The sequence below is a fragment of the Streptomyces sp. NPDC059524 genome (assembly GCF_042749255.1).
Lineage (GTDB): Bacteria > Actinomycetota > Actinomycetes > Streptomycetales > Streptomycetaceae > Streptomyces > Streptomyces xanthii.
The window spans coordinates 35,883-57,077 of sequence record NZ_JBHYTK010000034.1; the positions used below are offsets into that span (position 1 = coordinate 35,883).

At 72.7% G+C, this 21,195-nt stretch carries 18 protein-coding genes and 1 riboswitch; of the genes, 8 read left to right on the top strand and 10 right to left on the bottom strand.

The window, feature by feature from the left end:
- Positions 1-35: 35 nt before the first annotated feature.
- Complete coding sequence (locus ACFW9D_RS12850) at positions 36-1,478, bottom strand: glycine hydroxymethyltransferase (protein WP_384621067.1); 1,443 nt, start codon at positions 1,476-1,478, stop codon at positions 36-38.
- A gap of 28 nt (positions 1,479-1,506) precedes the next feature.
- Positions 1,507-1,593, bottom strand: a riboswitch (ZMP/ZTP riboswitch).
- Between the two features lie 139 nt (positions 1,594-1,732).
- On the opposite strand from ACFW9D_RS12850, the gene rocD reads away from it, so the two are divergent.
- A complete protein-coding gene (gene rocD, locus ACFW9D_RS12855; protein ID WP_384621107.1) occupies positions 1,733-2,965 on the top strand; it encodes an ornithine--oxo-acid transaminase in 1,233 nt (410 codons plus the stop codon).
- Between the two features lie 109 nt (positions 2,966-3,074).
- On the opposite strand, the gene ACFW9D_RS12860 is transcribed toward rocD, so the two are convergent.
- Positions 3,075-4,274 (bottom strand): glutathionylspermidine synthase family protein, encoded by a 1,200-nt coding sequence (locus ACFW9D_RS12860; protein WP_384621070.1) that lies wholly within the window; start codon positions 4,272-4,274, stop codon positions 3,075-3,077.
- A gap of 7 nt (positions 4,275-4,281) precedes the next feature.
- Positions 4,282-4,659: a hypothetical protein gene (locus ACFW9D_RS12865; RefSeq protein WP_188337276.1), complete on the bottom strand. Its 378-nt coding sequence runs from the start codon at positions 4,657-4,659 to the stop codon at positions 4,282-4,284.
- A gap of 203 nt (positions 4,660-4,862) precedes the next feature.
- Between ACFW9D_RS12865 and ACFW9D_RS12870 the strand changes: the two genes are divergently transcribed.
- Positions 4,863-5,714 (top strand): hypothetical protein, encoded by an 852-nt coding sequence (locus tag ACFW9D_RS12870; RefSeq protein ID WP_384621109.1) that lies wholly within the window; start codon positions 4,863-4,865, stop codon positions 5,712-5,714.
- Between the two features lie 119 nt (positions 5,715-5,833).
- Here ACFW9D_RS12870 and ACFW9D_RS12875 read toward each other — a convergent pair whose 3' ends face one another.
- Positions 5,834-7,351: a PLP-dependent aminotransferase family protein gene (locus ACFW9D_RS12875; RefSeq protein WP_384621072.1), complete on the bottom strand. Its 1,518-nt coding sequence runs from the start codon at positions 7,349-7,351 to the stop codon at positions 5,834-5,836.
- Positions 7,352-7,397: 46 nt separating this feature from the next.
- Between ACFW9D_RS12875 and ACFW9D_RS12880 the strand changes: the two genes are divergently transcribed.
- The 3 genes from ACFW9D_RS12880 to ACFW9D_RS12890 are packed head-to-tail and all read left to right on the top strand — an operon-like array spanning position 7,398 to position 9,195.
- Positions 7,398-7,976 (top strand): carboxymuconolactone decarboxylase family protein, encoded by a 579-nt coding sequence (locus ACFW9D_RS12880; protein WP_384621075.1) that lies wholly within the window; start codon positions 7,398-7,400, stop codon positions 7,974-7,976.
- Positions 7,973-8,422 carry a carboxymuconolactone decarboxylase family protein gene (locus ACFW9D_RS12885; protein WP_384621078.1) on the top strand — a complete coding sequence of 150 codons (450 nt, stop codon included), beginning with the start codon at positions 7,973-7,975 and terminating at the stop codon, positions 8,420-8,422. Before ACFW9D_RS12880 ends, ACFW9D_RS12885 begins: the two co-directional genes overlap by 4 nt.
- Entirely contained in the window at positions 8,419-9,195 is a 777-nt protein-coding gene (locus tag ACFW9D_RS12890; protein WP_384621080.1) for an isocitrate lyase/phosphoenolpyruvate mutase family protein, read from the top strand. Before ACFW9D_RS12885 ends, ACFW9D_RS12890 begins: the two co-directional genes overlap by 4 nt.
- Before the next feature lie 232 nt (positions 9,196-9,427).
- Here ACFW9D_RS12890 and ACFW9D_RS12895 read toward each other — a convergent pair whose 3' ends face one another.
- The 5 genes from ACFW9D_RS12895 to ACFW9D_RS12915 form a co-directional block, all read right to left on the bottom strand.
- Positions 9,428-10,312 (bottom strand): ABC transporter substrate-binding protein, encoded by an 885-nt coding sequence (locus ACFW9D_RS12895; RefSeq protein ID WP_223206397.1) that lies wholly within the window; start codon positions 10,310-10,312, stop codon positions 9,428-9,430.
- Positions 10,313-10,486: 174 nt separating this feature from the next.
- Positions 10,487-12,454, bottom strand: coding sequence for an ABC transporter permease (locus tag ACFW9D_RS12900; protein WP_384621083.1), 1,968 nt, complete (start codon positions 12,452-12,454; stop codon positions 10,487-10,489).
- Positions 12,454-13,641, bottom strand: coding sequence for a glycine betaine/L-proline ABC transporter ATP-binding protein (locus tag ACFW9D_RS12905; protein WP_384621085.1), 1,188 nt, complete (start codon positions 13,639-13,641; stop codon positions 12,454-12,456). The genes ACFW9D_RS12900 and ACFW9D_RS12905 overlap by 1 nt, the downstream gene beginning before the upstream one ends.
- Positions 13,641-15,203: a GMC family oxidoreductase gene (locus tag ACFW9D_RS12910; RefSeq protein WP_384621086.1), complete on the bottom strand. Its 1,563-nt coding sequence runs from the start codon at positions 15,201-15,203 to the stop codon at positions 13,641-13,643. Before ACFW9D_RS12910 ends, ACFW9D_RS12905 begins: the two co-directional genes overlap by 1 nt.
- Before the next feature lie 103 nt (positions 15,204-15,306).
- Complete coding sequence (locus ACFW9D_RS12915) at positions 15,307-16,809, bottom strand: aldehyde dehydrogenase family protein (protein ID WP_223205982.1); 1,503 nt, start codon at positions 16,807-16,809, stop codon at positions 15,307-15,309.
- A 232-nt stretch (positions 16,810-17,041) separates the two neighbouring features.
- On the opposite strand from ACFW9D_RS12915, the gene ACFW9D_RS12920 reads away from it, so the two are divergent.
- Positions 17,042-17,974 (top strand): hypothetical protein, encoded by a 933-nt coding sequence (locus ACFW9D_RS12920; protein WP_384621089.1) that lies wholly within the window; start codon positions 17,042-17,044, stop codon positions 17,972-17,974.
- On the opposite strand, the gene ACFW9D_RS12925 is transcribed toward ACFW9D_RS12920, so the two are convergent.
- Positions 17,965-18,936 carry a LysR family transcriptional regulator gene (locus tag ACFW9D_RS12925; RefSeq protein ID WP_384621092.1) on the bottom strand — a complete coding sequence of 324 codons (972 nt, stop codon included), beginning with the start codon at positions 18,934-18,936 and terminating at the stop codon, positions 17,965-17,967. The two genes, ACFW9D_RS12920 and ACFW9D_RS12925, sit on opposite strands and share 10 nt — an antisense overlap.
- An 88-nt stretch (positions 18,937-19,024) precedes the next feature.
- Between ACFW9D_RS12925 and ACFW9D_RS12930 the strand changes: the two genes are divergently transcribed.
- Both ACFW9D_RS12930 and ACFW9D_RS12935 read left to right on the top strand, forming a co-directional pair.
- Entirely contained in the window at positions 19,025-19,954 is a 930-nt protein-coding gene (locus tag ACFW9D_RS12930) for a zinc-binding dehydrogenase (RefSeq protein ID WP_384621094.1), read from the top strand.
- A gap of 86 nt (positions 19,955-20,040) precedes the next feature.
- Positions 20,041-21,099: an alpha/beta hydrolase family protein gene (locus ACFW9D_RS12935; protein WP_384621096.1), complete on the top strand. Its 1,059-nt coding sequence runs from the start codon at positions 20,041-20,043 to the stop codon at positions 21,097-21,099.
- The last annotated feature ends 96 nt before the right edge of the window (positions 21,100-21,195 follow it).

A 21,195-nucleotide genomic window follows, 5' to 3' on the forward strand; every position in this document is an offset into this window, starting at 1 on the left:
CCGGCCGGAGGGAGCCCGGTGCACCGGAACCGGGATCAGGTGAGGTCGACGCTCGGGTAGAGCGGGAAGCCGGCGAGCAGGTCGGCGGCCCGGTGGGCCACCTCGTCGGAGATCTTGGCGTCCAGGACGTGCTGGGCCTTGGACTGGGTGCCCTTGCTGGTGGTGCCGGGCTCGGCCGCCGCCAGGACGCGGTCCATCAGGGCGGCGATCTCGTCCATCTCGGCGGTGCCCAGACCGCGGGTGGTCAGGGCGGGCGTGCCGATGCGGATGCCGGAGGTGTACCAGGCGCCGTTCGGGTCGGCCGGGATGGCGTTGCGGTTGGTGACGATGCCGGAGTCAAGGAGCGCGGACTCGGCCTGGCGGCCGGTCAGACCGTAGGAGGTGGCGACATCGATCAGATTCAGGTGGTTGTCCGTGCCGCCGGTGACCAGGGTGGCGCCGCGGCGGGTGAGGCCTTCGGCGAGGGCGCGGGCGTTGTCGACGACGGCCTGGGCGTAGGTGCGGAACTCGGGGCGCCGGGCCTCGGCCAGGGCGACGGCCTTGGCGGCCATGACGTGGGGCAGGGGGCCGCCGAGGACCATCGGGCAGCCTCGGTCGACCTGGTCCTTGAGGGAGTCGTCGCAGAGCACCATGCCGCCGCGCGGGCCGCGCAGCGACTTGTGGGTGGTGGTCGTGACGATCTGGGCGTGCGGCACCGGGTCGAAGTCGCCGGTGAGCACCTTTCCGGCGACGAGGCCGGCGAAGTGCGCCATGTCGACCATCAGCGTGGCGCCGACCTCGTCCGCGATCTCCCGCATGATGCGGAAGTTCACCAGGCGGGGGTAGGCCGAGTAGCCGGCGACGATGATCAGCGGCTTGAACTCGCGGGCCTGTGCGCGCAGCGCCTCGTAGTCGATCAGGCCGGTGGCCGGGTCGGTGCCGTAGGAGCGCTGGTCGAACATCTTGCCGGAGATGTTGGGGCGGAAGCCGTGGGTGAGGTGGCCGCCCGCGTCCAGGGACATGCCGAGCATGCGCTGGTTGCCGAAGGCCTGGCGCAGCTCGGCCCAGTCGGCGTCGGTCAGGTCGTTGATCTGGCGGACGCCGGTCTTCGCCAGGAAGGGCGCCTCGACACGGTCGGCGAGCACGGCCCAGAAGGCGACGAGGTTGGCGTCGATGCCGGAGTGCGGCTGGACGTAGGCGTGCTGGGCGCCGAAGAGCTCACGGGCGTGCTCGGCGGCGAGGGACTCCACCGTGTCGACGTTGCGGCAGCCGGCGTAGAAGCGGCGGCCGACGGTGCCCTCGGCGTACTTGTCGCTGAACCAGTTGCCCATGGTCAGCAGCGTGGCCGGGGACGCGTAGTTCTCGGAGGCGATCAGCTTGAGCATCTCGCGCTGGTCGGTGAGCTCCTGGCCGATGGCGTCGGCGACACGGGGCTCCACGCCCCGGATGACGTCGAGAGCGGCGCGGTATGCGGTGGATTCAGGGGTCAGATCAGTCATCGGGCTGCCTCCGGACGCGGTCGGTTCACGGTTCGGCCCAGGCGCACGGCACATCGTTCCCGAGCCGCTCCCCGATGGTCGGTCCCATCCCAGCGCGCCAGTCACGGCCCTGGGATCACAGTACCGGGCTCGCCGCCGCGCGAGGTTTCCACGTCCACCATGCGAGCGACGATAGGAAGGGGCCACACACCCGTCTCGCGCCGTATCAGCCGAAAGGCTTTCAGTGCCGTCAGAACGGAGATCCCGTGACTTCTGTGACTCCTCCCCCCGCTGAAGACGCGCGGGCCGCCACGGAGAGCTACATCAGCTCCTCGGACGCCCACAGCGCGCACAACTACCACCCGCTGCCGGTCGTCGTCGCCACGGCGGACGGGGCCTGGATGACGGATGTCGAGGGGCGCCGCTACCTCGACATGCTCGCCGGATACTCGGCGCTCAATTTCGGGCACGGGAACCGCCGGCTGATCGAGGCGGCGAAGGCCCAGCTGGAGCGGGTCACGCTGACCTCCCGGGCGTTCCATCACGACCGGTTCGCGGACTTCTGCACGGAGCTCGCTGAGTTGTGCGGCATGGAGATGGTGCTGCCGATGAACACGGGCGCGGAGGCGGTCGAGACGGCGGTGAAGACCGCCCGCAAGTGGGGGTACCGGGTGAAGGGCGTGCCGGACGGCCGGGCCCGGATCGTGGTCGCGAGCGACAACTTCCACGGGCGGACGACGACGATCGTCAGCTTCTCCACGGATCCGGAGGCGCGGGCCGACTTCGGTCCGTACACGCCGGGGTTCGACATCGTGCCCTACGGGGATCTGGCGGCTCTGCGGGACGCGGTGACGGAGGACACCGTGGCGGTGCTGCTGGAGCCGATCCAGGGGGAGGCCGGCGTCCTGGTCCCACCGCCCGGCTATCTCACCGGGGTCCGGGAGCTGACGCGCGAGCGGAACGTGCTGTTCATGGCGGACGAGATCCAGTCCGGGCTGGGCCGCACGGGCCGGACGTTCGCCTGTGAGCACGAGGGCGTGGTGCCCGACGTCTACGTGCTGGGCAAGGCGCTCGGCGGCGGTGTGGTCCCGGTGTCGGCGGTCGTGTCGAGCGAGGAGGTGCTGGGTGTCTTCCGGCCGGGCGAGCACGGGTCGACGTTCGGCGGGAATCCGCTGGCCTGCGCGGTCGCGCTGGAGGTGATCGCGATGCTGCGGACCGGGGAGTTCCAGAAGCGGGCCGCGGAACTCGGGGACCACCTGCACGCGGAGCTGGGCCTGCTGGCCGGGGCGGGCAAGGTGGCGCAGGTGCGCGGGCGCGGGCTCTGGGCGGGTGTCGACATCGATCCGTCGCACGGGACGGGCCGGGAGATCTCGGAGAAGTTGATGGACCGGGGCGTCCTGGTGAAGGACACCCACGGCTCCACGATCCGGATCGCCCCGCCCCTGGTGATCAGTAAGGAGGACCTGGACTGGGGGCTCGACCAGCTCCGTGCGGTACTCGGCGCGTGATCGGCGGCGCCCGGAGAGATCCGTCGTTCCTTGACAACTGAAGAGTGCAGAAGTCCCGGCCCGCCCTCGCGTCGGGCGGGCCGGCGAGCCCCTCCGGTCCGGTCGGCGGCTAGAGGATGACGTGGGGCAGGAAGCGGGCGTACTCGTCCGTGACCAGGCCCGCGGACTCGCGGATTCCGAGGCCGGCCGATTCGTTCTCGACGACCCAGGCGCCGAGGACGACACGGTTGCCGTCGAAGTCGGGCAGGGGCATCAGCTCCTGGTAGCAGCAGGCCTCGTCGTTCGGCTTTGGAGCCGGATCCTGTGCGCCGGCTTCGTGGAGGGTGACGCCCGCTCCTTCGCGCCCGAGGAGCGGCTTGGTCACGTAGCCGGTGGTGTCGGCGAGTTCTCGGGGCCCGTCCAGGTAGGCCGGCAGAAGGTTCGGGTGGCCGGGGAAGAGTTCCCAGAGCACGGCGAGGAGTGCCTTGTTGGAGAGGAGCATCTTCCAGGCGGGTTCGATCCAGAGGGTGGTGCCGGTGCCGCCGCCGTTGTCGAGCGTGTCGAGGACGTGTGGGGCGAACCGGTCCGTGGTGAGCCACTCCCAGGGGTAGAGCTTGAAGCAGCTGCGGATGAAGCGGAGCTTCTTGTCCACGAAGCGGCGTGACAGCCGGTCCCAGCCGATGTCCTCGACAGAGATCGCTTCCGTGTCCAGGCCGGCCTGTTCGGCGGTCTCGCGGAGGTACGCCACGGTCATGAGGTCCTCGCCGAGTTCATCGGCGGCGGAGTGCGCGAAGTACAGGGGGCTGCCGGGCGGGAGGAGGGCGGCCTGCTTCTTCCAGGCTTCGACGAGTCGTTCGTGAAGGGAGTTCCACTGGTCGGCGCCCGGGAAGCGCTCCTCCATCCAGAACCACTGCGGGCCCGCGGCCTCGATGAGGGAGGTGGGGGTGTCGGCGTTGTACTCCAGCAGTTTCGCCGGGGCCCCGGTGCGACTGTCGTAGTGGAGGTCGAACCGCCCGTAGACGGAGGGCAGTTCGTCGCGCCGGCGCCAGGACTCGCGGACCAGGTCGGCCAGGCGGGGGTCCGTGATGCCGAGGTCGGCGAGGCGGTCCTGGCTGACGAGGTGCTCGGCCGCGGCCAGGCACATCTCGTGGAGTTCCTCGACGACCTCCTCCAGCGCCTCGACCTCGGGCAACGAGAACGCGTAGTAGGCGCTCTCGTCCCAGTACGGGCGCAGGGAGTCGTCCGGATAGCGGGTCAGGGGGTAGATGAGCCCCTGCTCCTCGACGGTCTGCTGCCAACCGTCGCGGGGTTCTGTCGTGTGGCGTTCCATGGTGGGATCAGCCGCCTCCGGAGCCGGAGCCCGAGCAGCCGAAGCCGCCCCGGTCGACGGCCTCGCTGCGGCTGAAGGTGCCGTAGTCGGCGTACCGGCCGCTGACGTCGGCGTCGTAGTACCAGTCGCCGTCGACCCGGCTGCCGCGGCTGGTGCCGCTAGCGCTGCCGCCCGTTCCGGTCTTGCGTCCCTTGCCGGCCGAGCTCGAACCGGACTTGCAGTACTGGTCGCTGACGACCTTGTAGCCGTTGACCACGTCGTAGCTGTCGCGGTCGACGCAGCGCCGGTCCGGCTCGGATCCGCACGAGGTCAGGGCTGTCGCGAGCACGCCCATGCCGCCGAGCACGACCGTGCTGGACCGCAGTCGTCGTCTGTTCTCCGCCATTGGTTGAGCTCCCCCGTTCCACCGGCGCCGTCCGAGTGCTGAAGGCCGGCGCCCGCATGATGCGGCGCACTGAATTCACGGCTCAGTTCGCCACGGTCGGTGATTGTCGGCGGCCAGCGTAGAAGAACACGTCGGTGGTCCGCACCATGGCTCCGAGGGTGGGGTCCGCATCGTTCCTCTAGGGTCGCTCCGTGCCTATTGGAATGATTTGTGCGCTGGGTTCCGCGTTGTGCTTCGGGACAGCGTCCGTGCTTCAGGCGATGGCGGCGCGGGCCACGGCACCGGGGACGGGGTCGGGAGTCGATCCGGCGCTCCTGGTACGGGCGTTGCGGCAGTGGCGGTATCTGGCGGGACTCGCCCTCGACGGCCTCGGGTTCGTGCTGCAGGTCGTGGCGCTGCGGTCGCTGCCCATCTACGCAGTCGGCGCGGCGCTGGCCGCGAGCTTGGCCGTCACGGCCGTCGTGGCGGCCCGGTTGCTGCGGGTGCGGTTGAGCGGGGCGGAGTGGGGTGCGGTCGGGGCCGTGTGCGCGGGGCTCGCGATGTTGGGTCTGGCGTCGGGTGCGGAGGGCGATCAGGCCGGTTCGGACGCGCTGCGGTTCGCCATGCTCGGGGTGGCGGTGGGCGTTCTGGGGCTCGGGGCGGTGGCGGGCCGACTGCCGGGGCGGGGGCGGGCGCTCGCGTTGGGGTTGGGGGCGGGCTTCGGGTTCGGGGTGGTCGAGGTGAGCGTGCGGCTCATTGATGAACTGTCGCCGGGAGCATTGCTGGCCAATCCGGCGCTGTACGCGCTGCTGGTGGGCGGGGGTGCGGCGTTCCTGCTGCTGACGTCGGCGCTCCAGCGGGGCTCGGTGACGGTGGCCACGGCCGGGATGGTCGTCGGGGAGACGGTGGGGCCCGCGTTGGTGGGTGTGGTGTGGCTGGGCGATCGGACGCGGCCCGGGCTGGAGTGGCTGGCGGTGACGGGGTTCGTGGTGGCGGTGGCAGGGGCGCTCGCGCTGGCGCGGTTCGGGGAGGCGCCGGGAGTCGAGGAGGTGGATCCGGTGCGGGTGAGGGACTGAGCGCTGCCGCCTCGGTCGCCCGGCTCCAGTCCAGCGCCGGCTGTGGCTCCGGCCCCGGCTCCAGCCCCGGCTCCGGCTCCGGCTCCGGCTTAGGTCTGGCCTGGTGCTGGGTCCGGCGTCTACGGCAGCACCCTGCACAGGGCGTCGAGGGCACCGGACCAGGCGTGGTCGGCGGGGGTTCCGTAGCCGACCACCAGGGCGTCGGGGCGAGGTACGGACGGGGCGGCGTGGGGGTGGCGGTAGGTGGAGAGGCCGGTGACTCCGAGGCTCTGCCAGGCGGCGGCACGGACCACGGACTGTTCGGTGCCGGGCGGGAGTTGGAGGACGGCGTGGAGGCCGGCGGCGATTCCGGTGGCGTGGACGGTGGGCGCGCGTTCCGCGAGGGCTTCGACGAGTTGGTCGCGGCGGCGGCGATAGCGGAGGCGGGCGCTGCGCAGGTGGCGGTCGTAGGCGCCGGAGTTCAGGAACTCGGCGAGGGTGAGCTGGTCGAGGACGCCGCAGGACCAGTCGCTGGGGCCCTTCGCCTCGGCGACCTCCTGGGTGACGGACTCGGGCAGCACCATCCAGCCGAGGCGCAGGCCCGGGGCCAGGGACTTGCTCGCGGTGCCGAGGTAGACGACGCGGTCGGGGTCCAGGCCCTGGAGGGCGCCGACGGGCTGCCGGTCGTAGCGGAACTCGCCGTCGTAGTCGTCCTCGAGGATCAGGGCGCCTGTGCGGCGGGCCCAGTCGACGACGGCGGCGCGTCGGTCCGGGTGGAGGGGGACGCCGATGGGGAACTGGTGGGCGGGAGTCAGCAGAACAGCGCCCACGGCCGGGAGGAGCGAGGGGGAGGTGGAGCGCCGGGAGGGGGCCGGGGTGCCGGCAGGCGCGGGCGCAGGGGCGTGGCGGGCGGGAGAGGGAAGACCGGGGTGGGCGTCCAACTCGGCGGTGTTCGTGCCGAGTTCGTCCAGCGGGAGGGGGTGGGTGCGGAGGGACGTGCGGGTGAGGATGTCCCAGTGGGCGTCGAGGCCGTAGCTCTCCACGGCGACGTCCCGGACGCCCCGGCGGTGGAGGACTTCACCGAGGAGCCGTAGGCCGTGGACGAAGCCGGCGCAGATGACGATGCGGTCGGGGTCGGCGTGGACGCCGCGGGCGCGGGCGAGGTAGCCGGCGAGGGCGGTGCGGAGTTCGGGGCGGCCGCGGGGGTCGCCGTAGCCGAGGGCGTCGTTCGGGGCGGCGGTCAGGGCGCGGCGGGCCGCCTTGAGCCATTCGGCTCGGGGGAAGGAGGCGAGGTCGGGGCTGCCGGGGTCGAGGTTGTGGCGCGGGGGGCCCGGGGTGCGGCGGGCGGGGGCGCGGGGTGGGCGGGGGGCTTCCACGGGGCGTTCGGCGACGCGGGTGCCGGAGCCCTGGCGGGCGGTGAGCCAGCCTTCGGCCACAAGGTCGGTGTAGGAGTCGGCGACGGTGTTGCGGGCGATGCCGAGGTCGACGGCGAGGGTGCGGGAGGACGGCAGGCGGGTGCCGGGGGCGAGGCGGCCGCTGCGGACGGCTTCGCGGAGCGCGTCGGTGAGGCCGCGGCGCAGGCCGGAGCCCGTGGGCTCGATGTGCAGGTCGATGCCGAGTGCCTGCCGGGAGGCCGAAGTGGCCCAGGAATCCTCCATGGAAATGGACCATACCCCTGGGCTAATGCGTTCGTAGGGTCGTGGCATGACCACGAGCGAGACGGACCAGGTGAACGGGATGAACGAGGCCGGCGAGAGCAGTGCGGCGCGGGACGGTGGCGGCGGGGCCGACGCGGGGGCGGGTCGCGCCCTGGTGCACGAGCACAGCCCGCGGCTGGACTGGGCGCGGCATGCGCCGGAGGTCTACAAGGCGATGGTCCGGCTGGACGCGGCAGCCCGTAAGGGGCTGGATCCGGTGACGTACGAGCTGGTCAAGATCCGGGCGTCGCAGATCAACCATTGCGCGTTCTGTGTCGACATGCACAGCAAGGACGCGCTGGCCGCCGGGGAGAGCGTGGAGCGGATCGTGCAGCTCAGCGCGTGGGAGGAGTCGAAGCACTTCTACACGGCGAAGGAGGTGGCGGCGCTCGCGCTGACGGAGGCGATCACGGTGCTGACGGACGGGTTCGTGCCGGACGACGTGTACGAGGAGGCGGCGCGGCTGTACGGGGAGGAGGAGCTGGCGCAGTTGATCGCGGCGATCACGACGATCAACGCCTGGAACCGGTTCGGGGTGTCGACGCGGATGGTCGCGGGGCACTACAAGCCGGCGGCCGCCAAGTGACGGCTCGCACCACCGTGTTGGCGCCGCAGGTGCGGGACGCGATGGTGGCCTTGGGGGCGGCGGCGAAGAAGGGGCTCGGGGATCCCGTGCTCGCCGAGTTGGTGATGATCCGGGCGTCGCAGATCAACGCGTGCGCGTTCTGCCTGGACATGCACGTCGATGTCGCGGTGGAGAAGAACGGGGAGGGGGCCGAGCGGATCGCGTTGCTGAGCGCGTGGCGGGAGGCCGGCGAGCTCTACAGCGAGCGGGAGCGGGCGGCCCTGGCGCTGACCGAGGCGGTGACGGTGCTGACGGACGGGTTCGTGCCGGACGACGTGTTCGAGCAGGCCGCGAAGTATTTCGACGAGGCCGAACTCGCTCATCTTCTCGGGGTGATCACGGTCATCAACAGTTGGAACCGGCTGATGGTCAGCCGGCGTATCGAGCCTGGAGGGCCGGCCTGGTGAGTGCCGTCGAGACGTTCCGCGCGCTGCATCACGGGCGCTCCCCCGCCGATCCGCTCGTGCTGCCCGGGCCGTGGGACGCGGCCAGTGCGCGGGTCTTCGAGGAAGCGGGGTTCCCTGCCCTGGCGACGCCGAGCGCGGGGGTCGCGGTGTCGCTCGGGTACGAGGACGGGCGGACGCCGGCGGAGGAGATGTTCGCGGCGGTGGCCCGGATCGTACGGTCGGTGTCGGTCCCGGTGTCGGCGGACATCGAGGGCGGGTACGGGATGGCGCCGAAGGAGCTGGTGGAGCGGCTGCTCGCGACGGGGGCGGTCGGCTGCAACCTGGAGGACTCGGCGCCGGCGGACGGTGGTTCGGGGGATGGCGCAGGTGCCGGTGCCAGTGCCGGTGGCCGGGTCGGTGCGGGGCTCAAGGATGCGGCGCGGCACGCGGACTGGCTGGCCGAGGTGCGGGCGGTGGCCGGTGAGGAGGTCGTGCTGAACGCGCGCATCGACACGTTCATCCGGGGTGCGGCGGATCCGGTCGGGGAGGCCATCGAGCGGGCCCGCTTGTACGTCGATGCCGGGGCGGACTGCGTGTATCCGATCGGTGCGCCGGCCGAGGTGCTGCCGCGGCTGCGGGCCGGGATCGAGGGGCCGGTGAACGTGGGGGCGCCGCCGGGTGGGCCTTCGCTGCGGGAGTGGGGCGAGTTGGGGGCGACGCGGATCACGTTCGGGCCGGGCCTGCAGCGCAGGGCGACCGCGGCGCTGCGGGAGATCGCGGACCAGCTCCGCTGAGCGGCACATTGGCACCAATGCCGGTGCCGGTTGGGTGTCGGCACCAGTACGGGCGCCGCTCCCGGTGGCGCTCCCAACGCCGCACCCAGCGCCGCTCCCGATGGACGAGATGCCCGGGAGGAAAGATGGCGCCGGGTGCCCCCGTCAGGAGGGGCACCCGGCAATGAGGAACCTGCCCCGTCGGTGGGGCGGCCACGCCTCGGGGGGGCGGGGAGTTGGTCCGGATGTGGGGTTACTTGGGGAGCCAGGCCTGCCACGTGGAGCGGTGGCGGTCGACCCACTTCTTGGCGGCCTGCTCCGGGGTCAGCTTCTGCTCGGCGATCATGAGGGAGACCTCGTTCTGGTCCTCAGTCGTCCAGCGGAAGTTCTTCAGGAGGGCCGCGGCCTTGCCGCCGTCCTTGGAGAAGTCGGCGTTGAGGTACTTCTGCAGCGGCGTCTTCGGGTAGGCGCAGGTGATCGCGTCCGGGTCGGCGTCGCAGCCGTCCTTGTACGGCGGCAGCTTCACCTCCGTCATGGGCACCTTCTTGAAGAGCCACTGCGGCTGGTACCAGTACGTCAGGAAGGGCTTCTTCTGCTTGGCGAACTGCTTGATCTGGGTGATCTGAGCGGCTTCGGAGCCGGAGAAGACGACCTGGTAGTTCAGCTTCAGGTTCTTGACCAGCGCCTTGTCGTTGGTGACGTAGGACGGGGAGCCGTCCAGGAGCTGGCCCTTGCCGCCGCTCTCGGCGGTCTTCAGCTGGGAGGCGTACTTGTTGAGGTTCTTCCAGTTCGTGACGTCGGGGTGCTGCTTGGCGAAGTACGTCGGGACGAACCAGCCGATGTGTCCGGTGACGCCGAGGTCGCCGCCGTTCACGATCGTCTTCTTGTCCTTGACGTAGCGGGCCTCCTGGTCGGGGTGGCCCCAGTCCTCCAGGATCGCGTCGACGCGGCCCTGGCTGAGGGCGTCCCAGGCGGGGATCTCGTCGACCTGGACGGTGTCGACGCGGTAGCCGAGCTCGTGCTCCAGGAGGTACTGGGCGACGGCGACGTTGGCCTGGGCGCCGACCCAGGACTGGACGGAGAGGGTCACCGTCTTGGCGCCGTGTGCGTTGGCGTACGGGGAGGACTGCTTGGTCATGTCGGCGGCGCCGCAGCCGGTGACCACCAGCAGGGCGCCGGCCCCGGCGACGGCCGCCAGCGTCTTGCGACGGCGCGTGCGGAAGAGTCGGTTCCTGAAGAGTCGGTTGCCGAAGAGTCGGTTGTTGGAGGGACGGCTACTGAAGGGGCGGTTGCTGAAAGGGCCTCGCATGGTTCAGGCCCCCTTTCCGGTGGAGCGGCGTTCCGTCGGCTGGGTGACGCGGTCGAGCATGAGGCCGAGGCAGACGATCGCCGCGCCGGCGACGAGGCCGGTGGCGAGTTCACCCCGGGCGAGGCCCGCGATCACGTCGTAGCCGAGGGCGCCGCCGCCGACGAGGCCGCCGATGATGACGACGGCGAGGACCAGGACGACGCCCTGGTTGACGGCGAGCAGCAGGGCCGGGCGGGCGAGCGGGAGCTGGACCTGGCGCAGTTGCTGGCCGGTGGTGGCGCCCATGGAGCGGGCCGATTCCATCGCGGCGGGGTCGACCTGGCGCAGGCCCTGGGTGGTGATGCGGACGACGGCGGGCAGCGCGTAGACGACGGCCGCGGCGACCGCGGGGGCGCGGCCGACGCCGAAGAGGGCGACGACCGGGATGAGGTAGACGAACTGCGGGAGGGTCTGGAAGACGTCGAGGACGGGCCGCAGAAGGCGTTCGAGGCGGGAGCTGCGGGCCGCGGCGATGCCGATGGCGAAGCCGAGGACCAGGGTCACCGCGACGGCGGCGAGGACCTGGGACAGGGTGTCGAGCGAGGGCTTCCAGACGCCGAGGACGCCGATCGCGGCCATGGCGAGCACGGCGGTCAGGGCGGTGCGCCAGGTGCCGATGAGCCAGGCGAGCGCGGCGACGATCAGCAGGACGGACCACCAGGGCAGCCAGGTCAGGCCCGAGCGGAGCGGGTCGAGGATCCAGGTGGTGAAGTGGGCGGCCCAGTCGGCGGTGCCGCCGATGTAGGGGACGCCGCTGTAGAGGTGGTCGGTCATCCAGTCGACGGCGTCGTTGACGGGGGCGGCGATGCCCACGACCCAGGAGTCGGGCCAGTCGAGCCGGTCGGCGAAGCGGGAGGCGAGCGCGACGAGGACGGTGCCGGCCGCGACGACGCCCCACTTCCAGGGGGCCGGGGCGTGTTCGTCCGCGCCGAGGCGTTCGCCGGCGGCGCCGGTGACGCGGTCGAGGACGACGGCGAGCAGGACGATCGGGATGCCGGCGGCGAGTGCGGCGCCGACGTCGACGGAGGCGAGCGCCTGGTAGACGCGGTCGCCGAGGCCGCCCGCGCCGATGACGGAGGCGATGACGGCCATGGAGAGGGCCATCATGATCGTCTGGTTGAGGCCGAGCAGGAGTTCCTTGCGGGCCAGCGGGAGGCGCGCGGTGAGGAGCCGCTGGCGGGCGGTGGCGCCGAGCGAGGCGACGGCCTCCATGACGCCGCCGTCGGCGGAGCGCAGGCCGAGCGCGGTGAGGCGGGCCATGGGCGGGGCGGCGTAGACGACGGTGGCGAGGACCGCGGCGGGGACGCCCATGCCGAAGATCAGGACGACGGGCAGCAGGTACGCGTAGGCAGGAAGCACCTGCATCGTGTCGAGGACCGGGCGCAGGGCGCGGTGCATGGTGTCGCTCAGGCCCGCGGCGAGGCCGAGCAGGGCGCCGAGGATCACCGAGACGAGGACCGCGACGACCATCAGCGCGAGGGTCTGCATGGTCGGCACCCACATGCCGAGGACGCCGCAGATCAGGAACGCGGCGACGGCGCCGGCGGCGAGCCGGAGGCCGGCGACGCGCCAGGCGACGAGTCCGGCGGCGGCCGTCACTCCGGCCCAGCCGGCGGCGAGCAGCACCAGGTAGACGGCGCGTACGGAGACGATGACGGCGTTGCTGATGTGGCCGAAGAAGTAGAGGAACAGCGGGTGGCTGTCGCGGTGGTCGAGGATCCAGGTGCTGGCGTCGGTCAGCGGCTGGGAGAAGTCGACCGTGAGGGCGTGGGGCCAGCTGCCGCTGGACCACTGGGCGTGCGCGAGCGGTACGAGGACGGCCGCGACGACGGCGAGCAGCAGGAGCTTGCCGAGGGCGCGGTGGCGTCGCAGGCCCGCGAGGGGACCCGCCCCGGTCTTCTCGAACGGGGCGGTGGTCACGGCGGCCGCCATCAGACCGCCTCCTCGCCCTCGGGGGCCCGTCCCGTCGTGGCCCGGTCACCCACCTCGGAGGAAGCCTCGTCGGAGGAGCCGGAGCCGGTCCCCGCCGGGGCGGAATCCGTGCCGGCGACGACGTCGATGAGCCGCTCGTGGTCGACGACTCCGACACAGCGCCCCTCGTCCATCACACGCACGGCGAAGCCGGAGCGGGCGACGGCCTCGATGGCCTCGGAGACGGTCGCGTCGGGGGCGATGGCGGGGCCGCGCCCGGCCTCGTCGCTGTCCGCGGGGCGCATCGCCCGGCGCACGGTCATGACCTGCTCGCGCGGCACGTCGCGGACGAACTCGCGGACGTAGTCGTCGGCGGGGGCGCCGACGATCTCCTCGGGAGTGCCGAGCTGGACGATGCGACCGTCGCGCATGAGGGCGATGCGGTCGCCGAGGCGCAGCGCCTCGTTGAGGTCGTGCGTGATGAAGACCATCGTGCGGCCCTCCTCGCGGTGCAGGCGCACGACCTCCTCCTGCATGTCGCGCCGGATCAGCGGGTCGAGCGCGCTGAACGGCTCGTCGAACAGCAGGACTTCGGGGTCGACGGCGAGGGCGCGGGCGAGGCCCACGCGCTGCTGCTGGCCGCCCGAGAGCTGCCCGGGGCGGCGCGATTCGAGTCCTTCGAGGCCGACCTTGGCGACGACCTCGGCGGCCTTGGCCCGGCGTTCGGCGCGGGAGACGCCCTGGATCTCCAGGCCGTAGGCCACGTTGTCGAGGACGGTGCGGTGCGGCAGCAGGCCGAAGTGCTGGAAGACCATGGCGGCGCGGTGCCGGCGCAGTGCGCGCAGCCGCTGCTTGTCCATGGCGAGGACGTCCTCGCCATCGATGGACAGGCTGCCGGAGGTGGGCTCGATGAGCCGGGTCAGGCAGCGGACGAGGGTGGACTTGCCGGAGCCGGACAGGCCCATGACGACGAAGACCTCGCCGCGCTTCACGTCGAAGGAGACGTCGCGGACGGCGGCGGTGCAGCCGGTGCGGGAGCGCAGCGCGGCGGCGTCGAGGCCGGCGAGTTCGGCGTCGCCGGGGACGCGTTCGGGCTTGGGTCCGAAGACCTTCCACAGGTTGCGGACGGCGAAGACGGAGTCCGGCTGCGCGGACTGTCCGTCGTTGTCGCGGGGGGCGGGGTCCTTGACGATGGTCTGCGTGTTCATCAGGCACCACCACCCATCAGCTCGGCGCACTTCTCCCCGACCATGAGAACTCCGATCATCGGGTTCACCGCGGGCATCGTCGGGAAGACGGACGCGTCGGCGATACGGATGGACTGCAGGCCGCGGATCTTCAACTCGGGGTCGACGACGGCGAGTCGGTCGTCCGCGGCACCCATGCGGCAGGTGCCGGCGGGGTGGTAGACGGTGTGGGCGACCTTGCGGGCGTACTCGCTGAGTTCCTCGTCACCGGTGACGTCCGGGCCGGGGCAGACCTCGCGCTTGAGCCAGCCGGCGAGCGGTTCGGTCTTCGCGATCTCGCGGGCGATCCTGATGCCGTCGACGAGGGTGCGGCCGTCGTAGTCGTCCTCGTCGGTGAAGTACCGGAAGTCGAGGGCGGGCTTGACCTCGGGGTCCGCGCTGGTGAGGTAGACGCGGCCGCGGCTGCGCGGCTTGGGGATGTTCGGCGTCATGGACACCCCGTGCTCGGGCTTCTCGTAGCCGAGGCGTTCCGGGTTGTCCGTGAACGGGATTTGGTAGAAGTGGAACATCAGGTCGGGGCCGGATGCGTCCGGGTCGCGCTGGATGAAGAGTCCGGCGTCGCTGTCCATGGCGCTGTTGTCGGGGATCGGCCCGTTCGTCTCCCAGACGATGACCGACTCCGGGTGGTCGAGCAGGTTCTCGCCGACGCCGGGCAGGTCGTGCAGGACCGGGATGCCGAGCTTCTCCAGGTCGGCCTTGGGGCCGATGCCCGAGTGCATGAGCAGGCGCGGGGTGTCGACGGCGCCGGCGCAGACGACGACCTCGTGCCGCGCGGATATCAGGGTCTCGACGCCGTCCTTGTCGCGCACGCGCACGCCGCGCGCGGTGGGGCCCTCGCCCGAGGCCGACGGGGCGTCGAACTCCAGCTTGTAGGCCCAGGTCTCGAGGAGCAGCGTGAGGTTGGGGCGGTCGCCGGCCTCCATGTGGGGGTGGAGGTAGGCCACCGAGGCGGAGGACCGCTTGTTGTTCTCGGGGTGGTAGGCGAGGTCGAAGAAGCCGACGCCGTCCTTGAACGGGCCCTTGTTGAAGCCCTCGACGCGCGGTACGCCGGTCGCCGCCCGCGCCGCGTCGACGAAGTCGCGGGCGATGGCGTTCCGGTCCTTCTCGTCGACGGGGACGATGTTGTTGCGCAGCTTCGTGAAGTACGGGTCCATCGCCTTGTGGTCCCAGCCCTCGGCGCCGGCCGCGGCCCACTCGTCCCAGTCGCCGGGCAGCGGCTTGAAGGAGATGAGGGTGTTGTGCGACGAGCAGCCGCCGAGCACCTTGGCGCGGCTGTGGAGGATGTGCGAGTTGCCGCGCGGCTGCTCGGTCGTGGTGTAGCCGTAGTCGAGGTCTCCGCCGAGCAGGCCGAGCCAGCGGCGCAGGGTCAGCACGTCGTCGCGGTCGATGTCGCTGGGGCCGCCCTCGATGACGGCGACGGTCACGCCGGGGTCCTCGGTGAGGCGGGAGGCGATCACCGATCCGGCGGTGCCACCACCGACCACGACGTAGTCGTACACGGACTGTTCGGGCTTCTCAGACATGCTTCAACTCCTAGGCGCTGCAAGGTTCTGCGCGTAATGAGGACGTACGTCGTTCAGGGCCGGGGGCGCCGCGCGGCGCCCCCGGCGAGAGCGGGGGCCGGGATCAGCCCGCGAACCACCGCACCGGCTTGGGCGCCAGGTTCTGGTACACGTGCTTGGTCTCGCGGTACTCGGCGAGTCCGGCGGGGCCGAGTTCGCGCCCGACGCCGCTCTTGCCGAATCCGCCCCACTCCGCCTGCGGGAGGTAGGGGTGGAAGTCGTTGATCCAGACGGTGCCGTGGCGGAGCCGGCCGGCGACCCGGCGGGCGCGGCCCGCGTCGGCGGTCCAGACGGCGCCGGCGAGCCCGTACTCGGTGTCGTTCGCGAGGGCGACGGCCTCGTCCTCGGTGCGGAAGGTCTCCACGGTGAGGATCGGGCCGAAGGTCTCCTCGCGCACGACCCGCATCTCGCGGTGGCACTGGTCGAGCACCGTCGGCTCGTAGAACCAGCCGGTCGCGGGCCGGACCTCGGAGGGCTCGGGGCGCTTGCCTCCGCTGCGCAGCACGGCGCCCTCGGCGAGGGCGGAGGCCACGTAGGACTCGGTCTTGTCGCGCTGCTGCTCGCTGACGAGGGGGCCGCACTCGACGCCGTCCTCGGTGCCGCGGCCGAGGCGGATCTTCCCGGCGCGGCGGGCGAGTTCGGTGACGAAGCGCTCGCGCACCGACTCCTCGACGATGAGGCGGGCGCCGGCGGAGCAGACCTGGCCGCTGTGGATGAACGCGGCGTTGAGCGCCTGGTCGACGGCGGTGTCGAAGCCGTCCTCGGTCTCGCAGGCGTCGGCGAAGACCACGTTGGGGTTCTTGCCGCCGAGCTCCAGGGCGACCTTCTTGACGTCGGCGGCCGCGGCCTGGGCGACCTTGGTGCCGCTGACCAGGCCGCCGGTGAAGGAGACGAGGTCGACGCCGGGGTGGTCGGACAGGCGGGCGCCGACGGTGGCGCCGGGGCCGGTGACGATGTTGGCGACGCCCTCGGGCAGTCCCGCCTCGATCAGCAGCTCGACGAGGACGACCGTGGTCAGCGGCGTGATCTCGCTCGGCTTGATGACGAAGGTGTTGCCCGCGGCGAGCGCCGGGGCGATCTTCCAGCTGGCCTGGAGCAGCGGGTAGTTCCAGGGGGTGATCATCGAGCAGACGCCGACGGGCTCGTGCACGACGACGCTGTGGATCTCGTCGGACCCGGCGTCGACGACCCGGCCCGCTCCCTCGCCGACGACGAGGTCGGCGAAGTAGCGGAAGGCGTCGGCGACGCAGTCGACGTCGATCCGGCCCTCCTCGACGGTCTTGCCCGCGTCGCGGCTCTCCAGGAGGCCGATCTTCTCGCGGTCGCGGACGAGGAGGTCGGCGGTGCGGCGCAGCAGCGCGGCGCGCTCGGCGACCGGGGTGTGCGGCCAGGGGCCCTCGTCGAAGGCCCGGCGGGCGGCCTCGATCGCGGCGTCCGCGTCCTCGGTGCCGCCTTCGGCGATCACGGCGAAGGGCTTGGCATCCGCCGGGTCGAGGATCTCGCGGGTCGCCCCTGAGGCGGCGCCGCGCCATTCTCCGCCGACATGGATGGTGTGTTGTGCTGACACGTCCTGCTTCGCCTTCCGTTCCAGATCAGTTCCCCCCAGCACCGCGCAGGTCGTTCGTACGCACTGAAGTCGCACTCCGCGGTGATGTCGGAAGCCCCTGCCCGGGGGTGGGCAAAGCATGCGCAACCCATGGCCAAAAGTGCGCTGTGTCACCGCGCGCGTCGCCGAAAGCGGCGAAACGTACCCTGAGGAACGTTCTGTCCGGAGGGGTACGCAACTGAAGACGGCGCGCATGAAGACGCAGCAGAAGAAGGCCCGCGGAAAGGCGCAGAAGAAGACCGGAGCCAAGACCCGAGGCAAGGCCCAAGGGAAGACTCAGGGCAAGGGACAGGGGAAGGCGCCCGGCGCGGAGAAGGCGGGAAAGGCAGGTCAGGCCTGGGTCGTGGTCCTGGCCGTGGTCACGGCCGCGCTGCTGGCGGCCACCGCGCGCTCGGGCGGTGGCGGCGACGGCACGGAGGGTGACCGTGACGCGAAGGCGGCCGCCTCCACACCCCGCGCCACGGCACCGGGCGCGCTCGCCGCGCAGGCGCGCCGGAATCTGCTGACGGCCCCGTCACTGCACGTGACCGTCACGGACCGTTCCGAGGGTGCCGGCCGTTCCGCTCCGTCGGCGATGGATCTGTCCCTGGACCGGGAGGGCGACTGCAGCGGCACCGTCACGTTCGGTGCCCGCGGCTCGGCCTCCGTCCTGCGCCGCGACGACCGGGTGTGGCTGCGGATGGACGCCGCGCTGTGGCGGGCCCGGGTGCCGGGCGCCGCGGGCCGGGCCCTGGCCGAGCGGATCGACGGCCGCTACGTCACCGGCCCCGCCTCCGACCCGACGCTGAAGGACCTCGCGAGCGTGTGCGACCTGGACGCCCTGCACGCGCAGCTCCGCGCGGACGCGCGGGACGAGACGATCACGGAGCGGGGCGGGACCCGCACCCTGCACGGCGTCCGCGTCGTCCCCCTCACCGGGACGAGCACGGACGGCAGCGGGACGCACGTCACCTTGTACGTCACCGCGAGCGGCACCCCGCGCCTGATCGAGCACACCCGCACCGGCGGGCGCACCGACCTCACGACGCGGTACGCGGATCAGGGCGCGCCGGTACAGGTGACGCAGCCGCAGGCGTCGGACACGGTCGAGGTCTCCCGGCTCGGGAAGGCGAAGGGTCAGGGCTGATCGAGGTCCGGCAGCCAGTCCCGCGCCGGGTCGTGGTCCAGCCACCGGCGCCGGCCCGCCAAGTCGGCGCAGGCCCGCAGCAGTTCGGAGATCGCCGGGTGCTCGCGCCCGGCGGGCCACACCAGGGACCAGGCGTACAGCGGGGTCGGTTCGACGAGCGGGACGACGCGCAGGCCCGGGTCGCGGGGCAGCGGGACGTCGGCCGGGAAGAGGGTGAACTGGCCGGGCTCTTCGCGGAGTCGGCCGAGGAAGGCGTCGAGGCCGAGGTTGGGCCCGCCCTGCCGCGCCTCGATGCCGAACCGGTCGGCGAACCGGGTCAGGAAGTCGAGCCGTACGGTCTCGGCGGGATAGCGCAGCACGTACGGGCGCAGGTCGACGGGGCGGAGGGCGTCGGCGGCGGCGAGCGGGTGCCGGGCGCTGAGCACGGCGTCGACGGGTTCGAGCCGCACCAGCCGCCGGACCAGCCCCGCGTCGGGCAGGGCGTGCACGCGGCCGAAGCCCGCGTCGATGTCGCCGCGCGCCAACGCCTCGGCGACGGACGGGTAGTCCCGGCCCGCCCCCGCTTCCACCCGGAGCCCGGGCGCGGCCTCGGTCATCGCGGCGACGGAGCGCAGGGGTGCGTACAGATGCCCCCAGACGTCGAGGCGCAGCGGGCCGGGCGGGGCGCCGCGCGCGGCCTCGACGGCGGCGCGGCCCGCGTCGAGGAGCCGCCGGGCGGGTTCGAGGAACCGGGCGCCCTCGGCGGTGGGCGCCACCCCCTGGGCTCCCCGCTCGAAGAGCCGGACCCCGAGGACGCCCTCCAGCCGGGCGACCCGCTTGGACAGGGCCTGCTGGGTGATCCCGAGCCGTCCGGCGGCCCGCCCGAAGTGCCGCTCGTCGGCGACGGCGGCGAAGGCCCGCACCTGCGCGAGATCGAGGTCCGGGTCGTACTCGGGTTCGGGGCCGCGCTCCACACCGTTCACACCCGGCACCCTACGGAACAACCACCGGTTGTCGCCCCCGCTCAACGGTTGTTGGACCGTCCTGCCCCGCCCCGGGTCCACTGGTCCCATGAGAGCCTACGCACCCACCGGCCGGGCCCACACGGGCGCACCGCACGTCGTCCTCGCCGAGCGCCCGCAGCCCCGGCCGCGCCCCGACGAGGCGCTGATCAAGGTCGAGGCGTACTCCGTGAACCGGGGCGAGACCTTCAAGCTGGAGGAGCCCGGGGCCAGTTGGCTCCCCGGCAAGGACGTCGCCGGGCTCGTCGTGCAGCAGGCCGCCGACGGCAGCGGGCCGGAGGCGGGGCGGCGCGTCGTCGGGCATCCGATGAGCGCCGGCTGGGCCGAGTACGCCGCGGTGCCGACGTCGGCGCTCGCCGCGCTCCCCGACGGCGTGGACTCCGTGCGGGCGGCGGCCCTCCCCCTCGCCGGGCTGACCGCGCTGCGGCTGCTGCGGGCAGCGGGCCCGGTGGGCGGCCGCCGGATCCTGCTGACCGGCGCCTCGGGCGGGGTCGGGCACTACGTCACCGAACTGGCGGCGGCCGCCGGGGCCCGCCTGACCGCGGTCACCGGATCGCCCGAACGCGGGGCGCGGCTCCTGGAGTTGGGCGCGGAACAGGTCGTCCACGACGTGGCCGCGGCGACGGGCCCGTACGACCTGGTCCTGGAGTCGACGGGGGGCGGCGCGCTGCCGGCCGCCCTCGCGCGCCTGCGCCGCGGCGGCACGCTGATCTGGTTCGGCCAGGCCTCCCGCACCCCGGTCACGCTCGACTTCTTCGACTTCTTCAAGGGCCCCGAGTCCGCGACGCTGCGCCACTTCCACTACATGGACTTCCCCGAGTCGTTCGCCGACGACCTCGCCGCGCTGGTGCGGCTCGTCGCGGGCGGCCGGCTCCGCCCGGAGCTGGGCCGGGTCACGGACTGGGCCGACACCGCCGCCACCCTCGTCGACCTGCGGGAGCGCCGCATCCGCGGCAACGCCGTCCTCACCCTCTCCTGACCCCGTCGAAGACACCCCTGAGCACCGTAAGCACCCCCGAGACACCCGAGACACCCGAGACACCCGAGCCGAGATCCGGAGCACCCATGCCGACCCCCTTCTTCCGCCAGCCCGGCGTCCTCGCCGACTTCATCGCCCAGAACCGCTCCCGGACGTACGGCGCGGGCCTGGACCCGTACGCGTACGAGCGCGTCACGAGCCGGCTCACCGACCTCATGGACTGGCCCGGCGCCTTCATCGGCGAGGGGCGCCGGCAGCTCGCGGACGGGGAGCGGTTCGAGGCGGGCGGCGCGCTGCGTTCGGCCGGGGAGGCGTACCGGCGGGCGGCCCGCTGGTTCCACTGCGCCGTGCTGCTCCCGCACCCCGACCGCGAGGAGGCGGCGCACGCCGCGCGGCAGGCGGACCGGGCGATGGACCGCGCGCTCGCCCTCCTCGAACCGGACGCCGTACGCATCGAGGACGACTCCTACGCGGGCCGGCTGCGCGGGATCGCGCACGCGGGGCGGGGCGTGGCCGTCGTGGTCCCGGGACTCGACTCGTCCAAGGAGGAGTTCCACGACCTGGCGGACGCGCTGCTCGCGCGCGGGGTCGCGGTCTTCGCGATGGACGGGCCGGGCCAGGGGGTGCGGGCGGCGACGACCACCGTGGACGCGGACTACCACCACGTCATGGCACGGGTCGTCGACGCCCTGCACGCCCGGCTGGGCGACCCGGTCCCAATCGCCGTCGTCGGGCTCAGCCTCGGGGGCTACTACGCGGCCTGGAGCGCCGCGCACGAACCGCGCATCGGGGCGGCGGTCACGGTCAGCGGGCCGTACCGGCTGACGGGGTGGGACGACACGGTGCCGTTCGTGCGGGAGACGCTGGCGCTGCGGAGCGGTTCGGAGCGGGCCGGGCGGGAGTTCGTGGCCCGGGTCGACCTCCGGGAGGCGGCGAAGCGGATCGGGGTGCCGCTGCTCGTGGTCGACGGTGCGGACGATGTGATCCCCGGGGTCGAGAACGGGGCGGGGCTCGCCGCGGCGGCGCCGTACGGGGAGTACCTGTCGGTGCCGGGCGGGGATCATCTGCTCGGCAATGTGCGGGAGCGGTGGCTGCCGGTGGTGGGGGACTGGATCGCGGAGCGTCTGCGGGGTGCCGTCTCGTAGGCGGGTGCGGCTCCGGTGGGGGCTGGTCGCGCCCGCGCCCCCCACCGCCCCCGCCCCCCCCCCCCCCCCCCCCCCACACACAAAAAAACCCCCCCG

Excerpts from the sequence above, each read along its gene's own strand:
- ACFW9D_RS12870 (WP_384621109.1), top strand. The coding sequence starts at position 4,863 with ATGATTTGTGCGCTGGGTTCCGCGTTGTGCTTCGGGACAGCGTCCGTG.
- ACFW9D_RS12860 (WP_384621070.1), bottom strand. The coding sequence starts at position 4,274 with ATGGAACGCCACACGACAGAACCCCGCGACGGTTGGCAGCAGACCGTC.
- ACFW9D_RS12850 (WP_384621067.1), bottom strand. The coding sequence starts at position 1,478 with ATGACTGATCTGACCCCTGAATCCACCGCATACCGCGCCGCTCTCGAC.
- ACFW9D_RS12895 (WP_223206397.1), bottom strand. The coding sequence starts at position 10,312 with ATGACCAAGCAGTCCTCCCCGTACGCCAACGCACACGGCGCCAAGACG.
- ACFW9D_RS12900 (WP_384621083.1), bottom strand. The coding sequence starts at position 12,454 with ATGGCGGCCGCCGTGACCACCGCCCCGTTCGAGAAGACCGGGGCGGGT.
- ACFW9D_RS12875 (WP_384621072.1), bottom strand. The coding sequence starts at position 7,351 with ATGGAGGATTCCTGGGCCACTTCGGCCTCCCGGCAGGCACTCGGCATC.
- ACFW9D_RS12930 (WP_384621094.1), top strand. The coding sequence starts at position 19,025 with ATGAGAGCCTACGCACCCACCGGCCGGGCCCACACGGGCGCACCGCAC.
- ACFW9D_RS12865 (WP_188337276.1), bottom strand. The coding sequence starts at position 4,659 with ATGGCGGAGAACAGACGACGACTGCGGTCCAGCACGGTCGTGCTCGGC.
- ACFW9D_RS12905 (WP_384621085.1), bottom strand. The coding sequence starts at position 13,641 with ATGAACACGCAGACCATCGTCAAGGACCCCGCCCCCCGCGACAACGAC.
- ACFW9D_RS12910 (WP_384621086.1), bottom strand. The coding sequence starts at position 15,203 with ATGTCTGAGAAGCCCGAACAGTCCGTGTACGACTACGTCGTGGTCGGT.
- ACFW9D_RS12880 (WP_384621075.1), top strand. The coding sequence starts at position 7,398 with ATGACCACGAGCGAGACGGACCAGGTGAACGGGATGAACGAGGCCGGC.
- ACFW9D_RS12920 (WP_384621089.1), top strand. The coding sequence starts at position 17,042 with ATGAAGACGCAGCAGAAGAAGGCCCGCGGAAAGGCGCAGAAGAAGACC.
- ACFW9D_RS12935 (WP_384621096.1), top strand. The coding sequence starts at position 20,041 with ATGCCGACCCCCTTCTTCCGCCAGCCCGGCGTCCTCGCCGACTTCATC.